Source organism: Pseudidiomarina gelatinasegens (genome assembly GCF_004025325.1).
Lineage (GTDB): Bacteria > Pseudomonadota > Gammaproteobacteria > Enterobacterales > Alteromonadaceae > Pseudidiomarina > Pseudidiomarina gelatinasegens.
Genome location: NZ_RSFE01000001.1, coordinates 1 through 15,559, shown reverse-complemented (window position 1 = coordinate 15,559; position 15,559 = coordinate 1). Strand labels below are relative to the sequence as shown.

17 protein-coding genes are annotated in these 15,559 nt (G+C 48.9%); 13 read left to right on the top strand and 4 right to left on the bottom strand.

Features of this window, described 5'->3' with window-relative positions; translation table 11 throughout:
• Entirely contained in the window at window positions 1-909 is a 909-nt protein-coding gene (hisG, locus tag EGC76_RS00085) for an ATP phosphoribosyltransferase (protein WP_128350995.1), read from the bottom strand.
• 451 nt (window positions 910-1,360) lie between these two features.
• On the opposite strand from hisG, the gene yoaA reads away from it, so the two are divergent.
• The 10 genes from yoaA to EGC76_RS00035 all read left to right on the top strand — a co-directional run bounded on the left by yoaA (window position 1,361) and on the right by EGC76_RS00035 (window position 10,876).
• Window positions 1,361-3,286 carry a DNA repair helicase YoaA gene (yoaA, locus tag EGC76_RS00080; protein ID WP_128350994.1) on the top strand — a complete coding sequence of 642 codons (1,926 nt, stop codon included), beginning with the start codon at window positions 1,361-1,363 and terminating at the stop codon, window positions 3,284-3,286.
• Window positions 3,283-3,984, top strand: a complete 702-nt coding sequence (gene tsaB / locus EGC76_RS00075; protein WP_246013854.1) for a tRNA (adenosine(37)-N6)-threonylcarbamoyltransferase complex dimerization subunit type 1 TsaB — start codon at window positions 3,283-3,285, stop codon at window positions 3,982-3,984. Before yoaA ends, tsaB begins: the two co-directional genes overlap by 4 nt.
• Before the next feature lie 106 nt (window positions 3,985-4,090).
• Window positions 4,091-4,663 carry a Slp family lipoprotein gene (locus EGC76_RS00070; protein ID WP_128350993.1) on the top strand — a complete coding sequence of 191 codons (573 nt, stop codon included), beginning with the start codon at window positions 4,091-4,093 and terminating at the stop codon, window positions 4,661-4,663.
• A 19-nt stretch (window positions 4,664-4,682) separates the two neighbouring features.
• Window positions 4,683-5,594: an alpha/beta fold hydrolase gene (locus tag EGC76_RS00065; RefSeq protein WP_128350992.1), complete on the top strand. Its 912-nt coding sequence runs from the start codon at window positions 4,683-4,685 to the stop codon at window positions 5,592-5,594.
• Between the two features lie 80 nt (window positions 5,595-5,674).
• Window positions 5,675-7,351, top strand: a complete 1,677-nt coding sequence (gene fadD, locus EGC76_RS00060; RefSeq protein WP_128350991.1) for a long-chain-fatty-acid--CoA ligase FadD — start codon at window positions 5,675-5,677, stop codon at window positions 7,349-7,351.
• Window positions 7,352-7,354: 3 nt separating this feature from the next.
• A complete protein-coding gene (rnd, locus tag EGC76_RS00055) occupies window positions 7,355-8,488 on the top strand; it encodes a ribonuclease D (protein ID WP_128350990.1) in 1,134 nt (377 codons plus the stop codon).
• A 2-nt stretch (window positions 8,489-8,490) separates the two neighbouring features.
• Window positions 8,491-8,772, top strand: coding sequence for a YcgL domain-containing protein (locus EGC76_RS00050; protein ID WP_128350989.1), 282 nt, complete (start codon window positions 8,491-8,493; stop codon window positions 8,770-8,772).
• On the top strand, window positions 8,769-9,770 hold the full coding sequence (locus tag EGC76_RS00045) for a lytic murein transglycosylase (RefSeq protein WP_128350988.1): 1,002 nt from the start codon (window positions 8,769-8,771) through the stop codon (window positions 9,768-9,770). Before EGC76_RS00050 ends, EGC76_RS00045 begins: the two co-directional genes overlap by 4 nt.
• Before the next feature lie 3 nt (window positions 9,771-9,773).
• On the top strand, window positions 9,774-10,421 hold the full coding sequence (locus tag EGC76_RS00040; RefSeq protein WP_128350987.1) for a fumarylacetoacetate hydrolase family protein: 648 nt from the start codon (window positions 9,774-9,776) through the stop codon (window positions 10,419-10,421).
• Window positions 10,418-10,876: a YcgN family cysteine cluster protein gene (locus EGC76_RS00035; protein WP_128350986.1), complete on the top strand. Its 459-nt coding sequence runs from the start codon at window positions 10,418-10,420 to the stop codon at window positions 10,874-10,876. Before EGC76_RS00040 ends, EGC76_RS00035 begins: the two co-directional genes overlap by 4 nt.
• Here EGC76_RS00035 and dsbB read toward each other — a convergent pair whose 3' ends face one another.
• Window positions 10,877-11,398: a disulfide bond formation protein DsbB gene (gene dsbB, locus EGC76_RS00030; protein WP_128350985.1), complete on the bottom strand. Its 522-nt coding sequence runs from the start codon at window positions 11,396-11,398 to the stop codon at window positions 10,877-10,879.
• Window positions 11,399-11,607: 209 nt separating this feature from the next.
• Here dsbB and fadR point away from each other — a divergent pair, with 209 nt between their 5' ends.
• Entirely contained in the window at window positions 11,608-12,318 is a 711-nt protein-coding gene (gene fadR / locus EGC76_RS00025) for a fatty acid metabolism transcriptional regulator FadR (protein ID WP_128350984.1), read from the top strand.
• Window positions 12,319-12,368: 50 nt separating this feature from the next.
• Here the strand turns inward: fadR and EGC76_RS00020 are convergent, their stop codons facing one another.
• Together EGC76_RS00020 and sodB are read right to left on the bottom strand one after the other, a co-directional pair.
• Window positions 12,369-13,445: an oxidoreductase gene (locus EGC76_RS00020; protein ID WP_128350983.1), complete on the bottom strand. Its 1,077-nt coding sequence runs from the start codon at window positions 13,443-13,445 to the stop codon at window positions 12,369-12,371.
• A 133-nt stretch (window positions 13,446-13,578) separates the two neighbouring features.
• A complete protein-coding gene (sodB, locus tag EGC76_RS00015) occupies window positions 13,579-14,160 on the bottom strand; it encodes a superoxide dismutase [Fe] (protein ID WP_128350982.1) in 582 nt (193 codons plus the stop codon).
• Window positions 14,161-14,395: 235 nt separating this feature from the next.
• On the opposite strand from sodB, the gene EGC76_RS00010 reads away from it, so the two are divergent.
• The gene (locus EGC76_RS00010) at window positions 14,396-14,734 is read left to right on the top strand and encodes a Grx4 family monothiol glutaredoxin (RefSeq protein ID WP_128350981.1); all 339 of its coding nucleotides are present in this window, start codon (window positions 14,396-14,398) and stop codon (window positions 14,732-14,734) included.
• A gap of 27 nt (window positions 14,735-14,761) precedes the next feature.
• Window positions 14,762-15,367 carry a peroxiredoxin gene (locus EGC76_RS00005; RefSeq protein WP_128350980.1) on the top strand — a complete coding sequence of 202 codons (606 nt, stop codon included), beginning with the start codon at window positions 14,762-14,764 and terminating at the stop codon, window positions 15,365-15,367.
• Window positions 15,368-15,559 lie beyond the last annotated feature (192 nt).

The window sequence follows — 15,559 nt, the reverse complement described above, 5'->3', positions numbered from 1 at the left end:
TTACCCCATCATTTTTTCAATTGGTAGCACCAGAATTGAGCTGCAACCGATTTCTTTGAGTTGTTCCATGGTTTCCCAAAATAACTTTTCGGTACTTACCACGTGCACGGCGACCAGTTCGTCGGTGTGGCTAAGCGGAAGTATGGTCGGGCGCTCGGCGCCCGGCAGCAACTCAACCACTTGCTCAAGAGCAGCAACAGGGGCATGCAGCATAATGTATTTGCTCTCACGCGCCATTTGCACACCATCAATACGTGGCAGTAGCTGATCAACGATCGCTTGCTTTGCTGCAGACAATGGCTCAGGGCGTTGAATCAACTGCGCTTGTGAGCGGAATATCACTTCTTTTTCAACCAAACCATTGGCTTCTAGCGTGGCACCCGTCGAGACCAAGTCGCAGACTGCATCGGCCAAGCCGGCACGCGGCGCAACTTCGACACTGCCGGTTAAAATAGCGTTGCTAGCCGATACGCCTTGCTGTTGCAGGTAGTTTTGCAATAAGTACGGATAGGTGGTGGCAATGCGTTTGCCTTCTAAATCTTTTACGCCGGTGTAGTTTTCTTCTTTTGGTATGGCAAGCGATAAGCGGCACTGGCCAAAATCGAGCGCGCGCAAACGTTGTACAGTACTGGCCAACTTAGTTGCCTGACGTTCAAGGCGAACTTCTTCTAAAACGTTCTCACCCACCAAACCAAGATCAACCACGCCGTCCATAACTAAGCCTGGAATGTCATCGTCACGTACCCGCAGCAAGTCAACCGGTTGGTTGCTGCTGTGTGCTAACAAACGCGCTTCGTGCAGGCTAAATTTAAAGCCACAGGCTTGCAGCAGGGCAATCGACTCTTTACTTAAACGACCAGATTTTTGAATGGCGATGGTTAATCGCTGTGAACTTTTATCTACAACCATAATTTGCTCCTAATAAAAAACCCCGCGAAGGAGTGCCTTGCGGGGTTTTTTAATTGATTCGGTGAAGGCAGCCCCAAAATAATGAGTTAGCCTTCAGCTCTAAGGCTGGGCTAACGAGAGTTCATATGATGATGGTGGTGCCAGTTGTTTAGCATGAATCTGTACTCGTTGTTCGTGCGCTGAGCTGTTCGTGTTTCGCACGCTTCGCTGTTCGATTAATGATGCAATTGTATAGAATTTAAATCTGTGAATAAAGCCTGTTTTTAAGGTTTGCGCTGATTTGTTGTATCAAGTTGTATAGGTAGGGCGTTATTCGTTATTCGTGCGCTGCGCTGTTGGTGCACTTCGCTATTCGAATAGTGCGAAGCACGGACGAAACACGAATAGCGAAGCGTACGAATCACGGGTTTCTATGATAAAGTTACTGCATCACTTATTCTAAAAACAATTCATGTCCAAAGTTACCTCACAATTTCAAGCGGATGGCGTGCTGGCGCGTACTTTGCACGGGTTTCGACCGCGCGCATCTCAAAGCGAAATGGCGGCTGCGGTAGAGCGCACGCTCACGAAGAAATCGCAACTTGTGGTTGAAGCGGAAACGGGTACCGGCAAAACCTTTGCCTACCTGGTTCCGGTGCTGTTGAGTGATGGTAAAGCCATTATTTCAACCGGTACCAAAGCACTGCAAGAACAGTTGTATCATCGTGACTTGCCAGCCCTGCGCGATGCCCTGGCGCCGCGCAAAATGGTGGCTTTACTCAAAGGCCGCGCCAATTATTTGTGCCTGCACCGAATGAATCAAGCGGTAGCGCACAGCGGTGAACTCAACAAAGAACAGCAAAGCCAGTTGGTCGAAGTAAGAAAATGGGCGCAGCGAACGGAAGACGGTGATGTCGGCGCAATCAATATTTTACAAGAAGACGCGGCCATTCTGCCCTCGGTAACCAGTACTGTGGACAATTGCCTGGGACGCGACTGCCCGGATTACGACGACTGCTACTTGGTTAAAGCGCGTAAGCGCGCAATGGATGCTGACTTGGTGGTGGTAAATCATCACCTATTTTTTGCCGATATGGCCCTTAAAGATGTCGGTTTCGGTGAGTTGGTACCGCAGTCTGATGCGGTGGTGTTTGACGAAGCGCATCAGCTACCGGACATTGCCAGTCAATATTTTGGCGAAGCCGTATCAAGCCGTCAGCTGCAAGAGCTGGCGCACGAACTCAAAGTTTTGTATTTAACTGAACTAAAAGACCTGAAACAGTTGGATAAGGCCGCCGACAAACTACTGGGTAGCCTGAAAGATTGGCGCTTGGTGTTTCCGCATGATGCCATGCGCGGCAATTGGCGGCAGTTTTCACAGCAAGAGTCAGTGCGTATGGCTGCGCACATGGTTGCCGAGCATTTAGGCTTTTTGCGCGACGTGTGCAAAAACGCGCTAGGGCGCAGCCAGGATTTGGATAATGCCTACGAGCGCTGCGTACAATTCCTGCATAAATGGGATCAATTGCAAGAGGTTGATCGCACCGGCTTCAGTTTCTGGTTTGAAACTACAGTACGGCAAGTGACGCTGCATCAAACGCCGTTAAGTGTGGCGGACAAGTTTGGCGGCTACCTTGAACGGAGCGAGATGGCTTGGATATTCACTTCTGCAACCTTGGCAGTGGGCGAAGATTTTAGCCATTTCACCAATCAACTCGGTATCGACCAGGCAGAAACACTGTGTTTATCGAGCCCATTCAATTTCGCTGAGCAAGCGTTATTGTGCTTGCCGCGCTATTTACCACAGCCCCATGAGCGAGAAATGCCCAAGGCGCTGCTTGAGGTGGTTGAGCAGGTGCTTGATCACAATCATACCGGCGGTACTTTTGTGCTGTTTACCAGCCACCGCATGCTGCAAATTATCGCCAAACAGCTCGAAGAGCGCACCGACCGGCCATTGCTGGTGCAAGGCAGCACCAGCAAACGCGAGCTGCTGCAGCAGTTTATCGCAGCGGGCAACGGTATTTTGCTAGGCACATCATCGTTTTGGGAAGGCGTTGATGTACGTGGTGACGCGTTACGTTGCGTGATTATCGACAAGTTACCGTTCGCGAGTCCAGATGATCCACTGTTGCAAGCGCGCGTTGAAGATTGCCGATTACGTGGAGTTGACCCTTTTGCTCAGGTACAATTGCCGCAAGCCATTATTGCACTCAAGCAAGGCGCTGGGCGATTAATACGTGATGCCGATGACCGTGGGGTGTTGATTGTTTGCGATCAACGCTTAGTGACCAAGCCTTACGGTGGTGTGTTTCTGCAAAGCTTACCCGCCATGCGCCGTACACGCGATTTAGCCGTTGCGCTTGAGTTTTTAGATACCTTGGAGAAATCAGAGTGAGTTTGAATGCGGTATTAGCGTTAGATACGTCAACCGAACAGTGTTCAGTCGCGTTAAAAGTAGGGGAGCGCGTTGTTACGCGAGCCGCCATTACGCCACGGGAACATTCGCAACGCATTTTAGCTTTTGTGCAAGAGGTTCTTGCCGAGCAACAGATTGAATTAAGCGCGGTTGATGCCCTTGTAGTCGGCCATGGGCCGGGCAGTTTTACTGGGGTGCGCATTGGTGTGTCAGTGGCACAAGGGCTGGCATTTAGCCAAAACTTGCCGGTTATTCCAGTGAGCACGCTGATAGCACTGGCGCAGCAAGCGATTCGTTTGCATGGCTCTGAACAGATTATCAGTGCAATTGATGCACGTATGCAGGAAATTTATGTTGCGCCGTTTATTAATAAAAATGGCTATGCACAACAGCTAGCCACCGAACAGATGGCACCGCTTGATGACGTTACAGTGCAACCGTGGTGGGCCGAGCTCAACGCCGAAAGTACCATTCACGGTGCCGGAACGGGGTGGACAACTTATGCAGCAGAGCTAAATCCCAGTGCTGCTGTAACTGTGTTAGACGATGTAACCTTGCCACTAGCCGAAGATATGTTGCAGTGGGCGTTACAGCACGGTACAACGGTGCAAGCAGCAGATCTTGAGCCACTATATGTACGTAATGAAGTGGCCTGGAAAAAGTTACCGGGCCGATAAATTGTTGGTTAATTTTCTTGAACTTAATACGCAAACCTCAGCTCCAAGTACTACTATATAAGACGAACATAACGGTCGGTTGTGGTTTAGCAGTGAGGTACTCAGTATGAAATTGTGGATAGCACTAATAGCGTCACTTGTATTGACAGCATGTTCTGCGGTTCCTGATGCATTGCAAGTGTCTAACGAAGATGAACTTGTCAGTTACAGTGCAGCGCTAGAACAACCTGAAAGCGTGGTGGGTAAACCAGCGCGGTGGGGTGGAGTTATTGCGGATGTGCAGAACTCCGATAATGGCACCGTCATTGAAGTGGTGAATTTCGAGCTGCAGCGCTGGGGACGGCCACAGGTGAGCGATCAAAGTAACGGCCGCTTCCGTGCAAAAATAGATGGTTTTGTAGACCCTATGGTGTACAAGCAAGGCAGCCATGTTACCTTCGCTGGAACCATTGCCGAGCCTGAAACCGGTACCATTGGTGAATACACCTATTTATTCCCAGTGTTAGAAGCAACAGGCAAGTACTTATGGCCGGCGCGTAAAGAAAACACACGCATAGAAGTGAATTATGATTCGCTGTGGTATCGTCATTATTACTACACACGGCCTGCGTATCCGCGTCCGGTGTACATACCAAGCCCAGTAATGGAAAAAGGTTCACCGAAAACCGATAACAACTAGTCAGTAAGCAGCATTATTCATGACTCAAAATAACTCGTTTTATGCACAGGCTCAGCACGCTGCTGAGCCTGTTTCGTTTGCGCTACCCTGGGGTACCGTTCGTGGCCTTGCTTGGGGCGCCCAAGAAGGCAAGCCATTACTGGCGTTGCATGGTTGGCTCGACAACGCTTATAGCTTTATTCCAATTGCAGATGCGTTCATGCGCAGTGACTTGGCCGACAGCTATCGACTGATCGCGCTCGACTGGGCAGGCCATGGTCATAGTGATCATCGGCCGCCGGGCAATTACTACCCGTTTATGGATTATGTCTACGACTTGTGGTTCATCTGCGAACAACAGCAATGGCCACAAGTAACGTTTCTAGCGCATTCTATGGGCGCCTATATTGCCAATATGTTTGCCGGAATCGAACCCCAACGGGTGGAACAATTACTTGCGGTTGAGGCGTTTGGCCTGCTGGCGTCTTCCGCCGATGAAACCACCGAAGACTTGCGCAAAGGCTTTCGGAGTCGTTGGCAGCAGCAGTTTAAACACCGACCGCATTATCGGGACTTAGAAACAGCTATTTCAGCCCGCGTGCAAGCGGGGGATTTTAGCCGTGAGTTAGCGGCATTGTTGGTTGAACGCGGCATTGAGCAACTTGGCGAAAAAGACTACAGGTTTCGTGCCGACGGGCAATTGCGTTTGAAATCGCCGGTGCGCCTTACCGCTGCGCAAATTGCTGACGTGTTAAAGCATATTGAGTGTCCATTCAGCGTGGTGCTTGGCAGTACCGGCCATGCGCGCTTGAAGCAAGCGATTGAACATTGGGGAGCGTACGTACCTCAGTTAAAGGTGCATGAAGTGGCAGGCGGGCATCATGTGCATATGGAACAACCAACTGCGATTATTGGGCTATTATCACAGATGATTGGCGCGCACAATGGCTAGGAAACACTGGTCGGATATGCGATGATTGCGCGTTATAACAATTCCAATATTTAATTTATTTGTTCAGGAGCACGAAGCGCGTGGATAAAATTTGGCTGAAACGTTATCCAGCTGGCGTACCGGAAACCATCGATCCGGACCACTTTAATTCGCTGGTCGACATTTTCGAGCAGAGTATCCAGAGTTATGGCGACAAAGTTGCCTACGTCAACATGGATCAAGAGATGACTTTCAATGAACTTGACGCGTTATCGCGCGAGTTCGCTGCATATTTACAACAACAAGGCATGAAGAAAGGCGATGCGTTGGCGATTATGATGCCCAACTTATTGCAGTACCCAATTGCCTTGTTTGGTGCTTTGCGCGCCGGTTTAGTGGTGGTGAATGTCAACCCACTGTATACGCCACGTGAGTTAAAGCATCAGTTGTCTGACGCTAACGCCAAAGCCATTGTCATTTTAGATAATTTCGCCCATACCCTGGAAAAAGTTGAAGCCGACGTACCGGTAGAAAAAGTTTTTCTTACCAGTATTGGCGACATGCTACCAGCACCGAAGCGCTGGATAGTTAACGCGGTAGTGAAGTACGTGAAGAAAATGGTGCCAAGCTACAAGCTTAAAAACACCGTCGATTTTCGCAGTGCTCTGAAGCAAGGCGCCAAAGCAAATTATGAACGCCCAGAAATGACCGGCGACGATTTAGCCTTCTTGCAATACACTGGCGGAACCACAGGGCTAGCGAAAGGTGCAATGTTATCGCATCGTAATATGGTCGCGAACCTCGAAATGGTATCAGCGATTGTTGCGCCGCTAGTGAACGATGGTGAAGAAACAATTGTTACTGCATTGCCGCTTTACCATATCTTCGCGCTAACCGCGAACTGCCTGACCTTCATGAAGCACGGTGGTCGCAATATCCTAATTACCAACCCGCGCGACATGAAAGCCTTTGTCAAAGAGTTGGAAAAATATCCGTTCTCGATGATCTCTGGCGTGAACACGTTATTTAACGGCTTGCTGCACGCTGAAGGGTTTAAAGACTTAAACTTCTCGCATCTTAAAATCGCATTGGGCGGTGGTATGGCCGTGCAGCGCTCAGTTGCAGAACACTGGGAACGCGTAACCAAATCGCGTTTGCTGGAAGGTTATGGCCTGACCGAATGTTCGCCTGTTGTGACCGTGAACCCGACCGACATTGAGCACTACAATGGCACCATCGGAATTCCATTGCCGTCAACCGACGTGCGTGTGGTTGATGAGGATGGCAAAGAAGTCGCGCAGGGCGAGCCAGGCGAAATACAAGTTCGTGGGCCACAAGTTATGGTTGGTTATTTAAACCGTCCAGAAGAAACCGCAAAAGTAATGAAAGACGGCGACTGGTTTGCCACCGGTGATATCGGTGTGATGGACGAGCAGGGCTTCTTCAAAATTGTGGACCGCAAAAAAGACATGATCTTGGTTTCTGGATTCAATGTGTATCCAAATGAAATTGAAGATGTAATTGCTGATCATCCAAAAGTTTTGGAAGTTGCCGCTGTAGGTGTTCCGCATGATTCATCGGGCGAACAGGTAAAAATATTTGTGGTGCGTAAAGATAAATCACTCACCGAAAAAGAGCTGATTAGCTACGCCCGTGAAAACATGACCGGCTATAAAATACCAAAACTGGTTGAGTTCCGTGAAGAACTGCCAAAAACCAATGTCGGTAAAATACTGCGTCGTGAACTACGCGATGAAGAAGAGGCTAAGTCGAAATAACGCATGCTTCCATTTCAGGTTATTACCTCTAACGCCGACTTGCTCGCATTTTGTGAGCAAGCTCGGCAAGCGCCATACCTTGCTCTAGATACTGAATTTGTTCGTACCCGAACCTATTATGCCCGGTTGGGCCTGGTGCAGGTTCGTGCAGGTGAACAGATGGTGCTAATCGACCCCGTTGCGGGCATTGATCTCGAACCATTTTGGCAGCTATTGAAAGATCCGAACGTGCACGTGGTGATTCACGCAGGCGGCGAGGACTATGAAATTCTGGCGCAAAACATGGGCCAAATTCCAACACACATTTTTGACACGCAAATTGCGGCTGCGTTTGCCGGTATCGGTGACGCAATGGGTTATGCGGCCATGGTTAAACATTATTACGATGTTGAATTGGATAAATCCCAGTCGCGTACCGATTGGCTGCAACGACCGCTCGCGGCAGAGCAGCTGGATTACGCGGCAGCGGATGTGTTCTATTTACACGACATCTATCCGCGTTTGCGGGCCGAGTTGAACGCTGAAAAGCTCGCTCTGGTGGAAGCTGAAAGTGCACTGCAGGTCGCAAAACGTGCGCAGACAACACCACCTATGTGGCTGTATTTGTTTTTCGGAAACGCATGGCAATGTGATCCACAACAACTGGCAGTATTACGTGAGTTGATGGTGTGGCGTTTAGACCGGGCGCAAAAATCAGACATTCCGCTAGGCTTTGTTGCGAAAGACCATACGTTATTAGAGCTAGCGCGCCGCATGCCACAGAATATGGGTCACTTACGTGGCATTACTGATTTATCGCCGGTAACCATTCGTTATGCGGGAGATTCATTGCTGGCGGCGGTGCGAACTGGCCAAGCGAGCACCGACCTACCCAAGCAAATGGAACGCTTAACCGATATGCGTGGCTATAAGCCGGTATTTAACGCGATTAAACAACAGGTTGCTGCGTTGGCGAAAACCTTGCAAGTGGAACCTGGCATGATTGCTTCGCGTCGCCAAATTAATGATGTTATTCATTGGGAATGGCAAATTCCTGAACAGGCCAAGTCTGACCTGTCACCACCTGACTTGTACACTGACTGGCGTGGGGCTAAGCTGAAGACATCTTTGGAAGCTATTTTTAAGCGAGATCGTTAAGCATGTTGTGTGCGATTTATCGCAGTCCGCGAAGGGCTGACACGTATTTGTATATGCCGCACCCGGCGGACTTTACAAAAATCCCTGAACCTTTACAGCAAAGTTTTGGTCAACCTATACATGTAATGACGGTTGCGCTGAAACCTGAGCGCAAGTTTGCTCGTTTAAGCATGGAAGAACTTACCAAGCACCTGAACGAATCGGGATTTTACCTACAAATGCCTCCGAAAGAAGCTAATTTATTGGATGCGCATAAGAAACAACAACAGGAGTCTGCGTCATGAATCAAGTAGTCCGTACGTTATTATCTGCGGTTGTGTTGTTGGCGTCGCCAATCTTGCTCGCTCAGGAAACCACTGAGGAAAGAGGTCCAGAAGGATTTGCGGCCTACGTTGAGGCCATTAAGAAAGAAGCCTTAGCCGACGGTTACAGCGAAAGCACCTTGGAAACAGCCTTTGCCAACGCCGAGTTCTATCAGCGCTCAGTAAAAGCTGACCGCAACCAACCTGAATTTAAACTCACTTTAGACACCTATCTGCCGCGTGCGGTGCCGGAATGGAAAGCCAAGAAAGCCGTTGAGATGTTTGAAAAGCATCAAGATTTGCTTGAAGAAATTGGCGCCGAATACGGTGTGCAGCCACGCTTCATTGTGGCGTTGTGGGGCATTGAAACCAATTTTGGTTCATTCACCGGTGGTATGGATGTAATTTCAGCACTAACCACTATGGCCTACGAAGGCCGCCGTGAAGAGTTTTTCAAGAAAGAACTCTGGCATGCGCTGACCATTGTGGAAGAAGGTCACATTGAGATTGATCAAATGAAAGGGTCGTGGGCCGGTGCCATGGGGCAAGCGCAGTTTATGCCAAGCTCGTTCATGGCTTATGCCGTGGATTATGACGGCGATGGTCGCAAAGACATTTGGGGCTCAATGGGCGATGTATTTGCCTCAGCCGCAAACTATTTGAAGTCAGTGGGCTGGCGTGATGACGTAACCTGGGGCCGTCAGGTTCTGATTCCGGAAAATTTTGATGGTGACTTAGCTTCGCTGAAGGTGAAGAAGTCGCTGGCTGAATGGCAAGAACTTGGTGTGCGCCGCTATGACGGTTCTGATTTGCCAGTGCGTGACGACATTGAAGCGTCTGTTGTTATCCCAGACGATAAGCAAGGCCGGGTATTTTTGGCTTACAATAACTACGATGCCTTAATGCGTTGGAACCGCTCACATTACTTTGTAGCGGCCGTTGGTTATTTGTCTGATCGTATTCGCTTTCCGCGTTCGTAACTTATGACGCCGCAACGCCCTTCTAAAATCGTGTGCGTGGGCCGCAATTATGTTGCCCACGCCGCCGAACTCAATAATCCGTTGCCGACACGGCCGCTGCTATTTATTAAACCGCCATCCGCAATAACCTACCTTCCGGAAGTAACCATTCCCATGGGGCAGGGGGAATGCCAGCACGAAATTGAGTTGGCGCTTTATATTGGTAAAACCTTACGCAAAGCAGATTCAGCAGATGCGATGCAGGCGGTGGTTGGGTATGGCGTGGCGTTGGATTTAACCCTGCGCCAAGTGCAAAGTGAACTTAAGGCACAAGGCCAACCGTGGGAGCGGGCAAAAGCTTTTGATGGCTCCTGTGTGTTGAGCGAGATGATTCCTGCGTCAGAATTTGACGCAGAAAATGAATCGCCGTTTGAAATCAGCTTGTCAGTGAATGGCGAGCTACGTCAGCAGGGCAATAGCAGCCAAATGATCTTCGCTATGGCGGATTTATTGGCCGATATCAGTCAGCAATTTACGCTAGAACCCGGTGACATTGTGCTAACGGGTACGCCAGCAGGTGTCGCAGCTCTCGCATTAGGTGATCAATTGCAATTGCAATTGCGCCAAGGTGAACGGCACTGGCAATGGTCGGGCGTTGTTAGCAGCCAATGACCACCAAATTCTGGGAACAAAAATCACTGCAAGAAATGACTCACGCCGAGTGGGAATCTCTCTGTGATGGGTGCGGAAAATGCTGCTTGCACAAGTTGATCGACGAAGACGACGCGCAGGAAGTTATTCAATATACTGATGTGAGCTGCCGCTTGCTGGATACAAAAACCGGTTTATGTTCCGATTATGCCAACCGCAAAGAGCATGTGCCCGACTGCGTGGTGATAACCCCAGATAACGTAAACGAATTGGATTACATGCCCACCAGTTGTGCGTATCGGCGCTTGGCTGAAGGGCGCGGCATTCCCAGTTGGCACCCGCTGAACCACAATGGCTCACGCGGGCCCATGTTAGCAGCGGGTATGAGTGCTGCTGGCCTGGTCGAATCTGAAGACTATGTTGAAGAAGAGCTTGAGTTACGAATTGTCACCTGGCCACTCAACGATATCGACTAATTACAGCTTTCGCAGTTTAATCACGCGGGCCGCGATAACGACAACTGCGACTACCGCGTAACTTGCGAAGATGATTTGCATCCAACCCGGCATGCTCAGCCCTGCGAATTGCCAGTCAATTTCGCCGCACTGTCCTGGTGCTGCAAAAAAGCTTGGGAACCACTCGTGCAAGGGCATCCAGCTTGGAAAGTTTGGGAACGTATCACATACAATAAACCATGAGTTTTCTGAATTCTGTACTTCAAGATGCTCGGTGGCAATCAGCCAGCCCCACACTGACGCTGTGAACCAGCCTAAATAGCCCACTAAGCGCGCAATGAGCGCCTGTGGTGCGACCGTAGGCACTAACGCAAGTAAGCCAATGGCGAGCACCGCAGTGCGTTGATAGATGCATTTTACGCACGGCTCCAGACCTAATTGGTACTGAAAAAATAACGCGCCACCTAACAATGCAAAGCAAGAGGCTGCAAGCAATGCCCAAGCACCGCGCTGAGAAGGGAGTTTGGCAAGAAAAGTGAACATAGAATCACCAAGTTAGAGTAAATTGTTCAGAACCTTACCTGAGCAGTATTTAATTGTCGATAAGATTAGGTTAAGAAGCTTTACAAAACTTGTCCGACCATTGAAAAGCCTGCTAGAATCGGTTTTCGGTATATGACAAATAGCAACCCTATCTGCTTCAATATAGGGCTTTCTAAGTAGGTAACGTTATTCAAAACACAGGCCACTTCATGATAATCAAGGCACAAAGTCCAGCAGGTTTTGCCGAAGAATACATTGTAAAATCAATCTGGAATGGACACTTTGCTCCTGGCACCATCTTGCCGGCGGAACGCGAACTGTCTGAGCTTATTGGGGTAACACGTACAACACTGCGCGAAGTATTGCAGCGTTTAGCGCGTGATGGCTGGTTGACCATTCAACACGGCAAACCAACGCGAGTGAATAACTTCTGGGAAACTTCAGGGCTTAATATTCTTGAAACCCTTGCGCGCCTCGATGAAGACGGCATGCCAGAATTGGTCGATCAGCTGTTATCGGCGCGCACCAATATCAGCGCCATCTACATTCGTCAGGCCGTTCGTAATGCTTCTGAAAAAGTGGTTGAGCTGCTCAAAGAAGCCGAAACACTTGACGATACGGCAGAAGCATTTAGTCAGTATGACTACCGTCTGAATCACGATTTAGCTTTTGCTTCGGGTAACCCGATATACGTATTGGTTCTGAATGGCTTCAAAGGGCTGTATTCGCGGATTGGTAACTTCTACTTTTCGAATGCTGATGCGCGTAAATTGGCACGTAAATACTACGCTGACTTAGGTGAAATGGCGGCAGATTCGCGCCGTGATGATGCAGTTATGTTAGTACGAGAATACGGTTACCAGTCTGGCCGCATCTGGCACAGTATGCGTGGAGACATTCCGGATAACCTGGTCGAATAACCTGGTCGAGTAACCAAAGTTATCCGCGCCAAGCTATCCGGCCTACAGTATTATTCGACGCCTTGTTCAGCCCGCCATTTCCACTCGTTCTCTAACGTGGCTTTTGGCAGCAACATTTGAAAGTCTAAATCGGCCAAGGTGTCGCCTGCTTTAAAGCGCTCTGGAAAATCAGGGTTCGCCAATGCTTTCTTACCTAACGCCAGTAACGCATTCGGAAATTGCGCGGCATAGTCCGCGTAATTGGCCTCATCAATGCCACCATTAATGATGAGGCCGACGTTCGTTTCGGTGGCAACTACTTCAGCCAGCGTTTTCTCACTGCCGTTCGCAAATGGTTTGCGGTCAACTGTGGTGTCTGTGGTATGAATAAAGTCCACACCGGCTTCTGCGAGAACGCGCACCAGTTTCACTGCGGCAGTTTCGCCTTCAGGCCATTGATAGTCGTTGTCGGTTACGGTGATTTGACCAATACGTATGCCAACCACAAAATCATCGCTTACGGCTGCACGAACTGCGCGAACTACTTGCTCAACGTAATCAATGCGTTTGTCTAGCGAGCCACCAAACTCATCGTTGCGCTGGTTAAAGTGGGTGCTAAGAAATTCATTCAGCAAGTAACCATTGGCGGCATGTAACTCAACGCCGTCAAAACCTATTTCTTGCGCTTTTTTAGCTGAGGCAACAAACCCGTTCAGTGCATGTTCAAGATCGCTTTGTGTGGCCTCTGTGGGCTCTAACCACCCGGGTACGTCGCCGTATAGGCTTAATGGCTCACCTTTGGGTTGCACGGCGCTGGGTGCAATGGGTTGGTCAACATAGTTGTTGTGCTGCATTTGTGCACCAGCGTGCATTAACTGCATAATTGCCTTACTGCCGGCCGCATGAATGCGTTCGACAATGCCGCGCCACGCGTCGGCTTGAACGGCGTTCATGATACCGGGTTGATTCGCATAGCCTTGCGAGGCGCGGTCATCGGTGTAAACACCCTCAGTAATCACCAAACCGAAGCCACCTTTGGCGAAACGCTCGTAGTAGTCGCCCATCAGCTCGGTTGGCACGCCATGCTCATCAGCGCTGGTGCGCGTCATTGGCGCTACGGTAAAACGATTGGGTACATCAATAAACATAAGCCCTCACTTGGTATTAAGTTGTACAACATAAGTGGGGATGATTACGGCGTTTACAAGGATATTGATCAGAAAGGGAGAATAAAAAACGGCCAATACCTAATCGGTATTGGCCGTTTTAGAGGATTAAGACTTAAGCGAAGTTTTTCGCAACAAAGTCCCAGTTCACCAAGTTCCAGAACGCGTTCAAGTAATTAGGACGCGCGTTACGGTAATCGATGTAGTAGGCGTGTTCCCACACATCAACGGTTAAAATTGGTGTTACTGATGAATCAGTAAGTGGGGTTTCAGCGTTGCTCGTGTTTACGATAGCTACTGAGCCGTCAGCTTTTTTCACTAACCAAGTCCAGCCTGAACCGAAGTTGCCAGCAGCTTGTGCACTGAACTCTTCTTTGAACTTATCAAATGAACCGAAAGCAGCGTTGATTGCATCAGCAACCGCACCTGTTGGCTCGCTGCCGCCATTTGGGCTTAAGCAGTTCCAATAGAAGGTGTGGTTCCAAACCTGAGCTGCGTTGTTGAATACGCCGCCTTTGGTTGTTTTGATGATGTCTTCGAGCGACTTGCCTTCCATGTCGGTGCCTTTCACCGCATCGTTCAGCTTGGTCACGTAGGTTTGATGATGCTTACCATAGTGATACTCGATGGTTTCAGCTGAGATATGTGGTTCAAGTGCGTTTTTCTCATAAGGCAATGCTGGTAATTCAAATGCCATGTCGACTCTCCGTTGTTGTTGAGAATGGTATTTTTAGAAACTGTTCTAAATAGACGAAACGTTTCGAAATCAATGGCATTTTACCATTGAATTAGAAACATGCCGTCACTATATAGTTAAATTGAGGCACAAAAGTTTATTTCAAGGGTGAATTTCACCCTTTTTGCCGACTGTTAAGTATAGACGATTATGGTAAAATACGTGCCGTTTCGAACGCTCAATACCTGAGGTAGTCATGGAAACTGTTGAAAAGATTAAGCAACAAATCGAAGAAAACCCAATTTTGTTGTACATGAAAGGTTCACCGAAGTTGCCAAGTTGCGGCTTCTCTTCGCAAGCGTCACAAGCCTTAATGAGCTGTGGCCAAGCGTTTGCGTTCGTGGATATTCTGCAAAATCCAGAAATTCGCGCTGAATTACCGAAATATGCCGATTGGCCAACGTTCCCGCAGTTGTGGGTTGAAGGCGAGTTGGTAGGCGGTTGTGATATCATTTTGGAAATGTTCCAAAAAGGCGAATTACAAGAATTAATTAACGAAGTGGCTGCGCGTCATCCGGCGCCAGAAGCTGACTAAATTTTAACAACTAGATGGAGATAAACCATGGGTGTATTAGTAGGCCGTAAGGCTCCTAACTTCACTGCAGCAGCAGTTTTGGGAACAGGCGAAATCGTAGAAAACTTTAACTTGCACGAGCAAATTAAAGGCAAAAAAGCGGTAGTATTCTTCTATCCATTAGATTTTACCTTTGTTTGCCCATCTGAGCTGATCGCATTTGATCACCGTTTAGCAGAATTCAAGAAGCGTGGCGTTGAAGTAATCGGCGTAAGTATCGACTCTCAGTTCACGCACAACGCATGGCGTAACACTGCGGAAGCAGACGGCGGCATCGGCGAAGTTAAGTATCCATTGGTAGCTGACGTTAAGCACTCAATCTGCCGTGCATACGACGTTGAGCACCCAGAAGCTGGCGTTGCATTCCGTGCGTCATTCTTGATTGACGAAGACGGCGTAGTTCGTCATCAAATCGTAAACGACCTACCATTAGGCCGTAACATCGACGAAATGATTCGTTTAGTTGACGCGTTGAACTTCCACCAGAAACACGGCGAAGTATGCCCAGCTGGTTGGAAAGAAGGCGACGAAGGCATGAAGGCTGACACGAAAGGTGTAGCTGACTACTTGTCTAAGAACGCTAGCAAGCTTTAAAGGCAGAAAGCGTTAGTCGTTATTCGTTATTCGAAAAAGCGAAAAAAATAAAGGTCGCCTTTGGGCTAATGCCGATCAGTTAAGAAATGTTTTAGCGATCGGTTGACCGATCCTCCCAATGGATCAGAATCCGTAGTTAGTTAATTCTAGCTACGGATTTTTTTATGCAACTCACAACAGCACTGGCTATCG

Coding starts and splice junctions, on each gene's coding strand:
- yoaA (WP_128350994.1), top strand. CDS start 1,361: ATGTCCAAAGTTACCTCACAATTTCAAGCGGATGGCGTGCTGGCGCGT.
- EGC76_RS00035 (WP_128350986.1), top strand. CDS start 10,418: ATGACCACCAAATTCTGGGAACAAAAATCACTGCAAGAAATGACTCAC.
- EGC76_RS00050 (WP_128350989.1), top strand. CDS start 8,491: ATGTTGTGTGCGATTTATCGCAGTCCGCGAAGGGCTGACACGTATTTG.
- sodB (WP_128350982.1), bottom strand. CDS start 14,160: ATGGCATTTGAATTACCAGCATTGCCTTATGAGAAAAACGCACTTGAA.
- EGC76_RS00020 (WP_128350983.1), bottom strand. CDS start 13,445: ATGTTTATTGATGTACCCAATCGTTTTACCGTAGCGCCAATGACGCGC.
- EGC76_RS00070 (WP_128350993.1), top strand. CDS start 4,091: ATGAAATTGTGGATAGCACTAATAGCGTCACTTGTATTGACAGCATGT.
- fadR (WP_128350984.1), top strand. CDS start 11,608: ATGATAATCAAGGCACAAAGTCCAGCAGGTTTTGCCGAAGAATACATT.
- EGC76_RS00040 (WP_128350987.1), top strand. CDS start 9,774: ATGACGCCGCAACGCCCTTCTAAAATCGTGTGCGTGGGCCGCAATTAT.
- EGC76_RS00010 (WP_128350981.1), top strand. CDS start 14,396: ATGGAAACTGTTGAAAAGATTAAGCAACAAATCGAAGAAAACCCAATT.
- hisG (WP_128350995.1), bottom strand. CDS start 909: ATGGTTGTAGATAAAAGTTCACAGCGATTAACCATCGCCATTCAAAAA.
- EGC76_RS00045 (WP_128350988.1), top strand. CDS start 8,769: ATGAATCAAGTAGTCCGTACGTTATTATCTGCGGTTGTGTTGTTGGCG.
- EGC76_RS00065 (WP_128350992.1), top strand. CDS start 4,683: ATGACTCAAAATAACTCGTTTTATGCACAGGCTCAGCACGCTGCTGAG.
- rnd (WP_128350990.1), top strand. CDS start 7,355: ATGCTTCCATTTCAGGTTATTACCTCTAACGCCGACTTGCTCGCATTT.
- EGC76_RS00005 (WP_128350980.1), top strand. CDS start 14,762: ATGGGTGTATTAGTAGGCCGTAAGGCTCCTAACTTCACTGCAGCAGCA.
- dsbB (WP_128350985.1), bottom strand. CDS start 11,398: ATGTTCACTTTTCTTGCCAAACTCCCTTCTCAGCGCGGTGCTTGGGCA.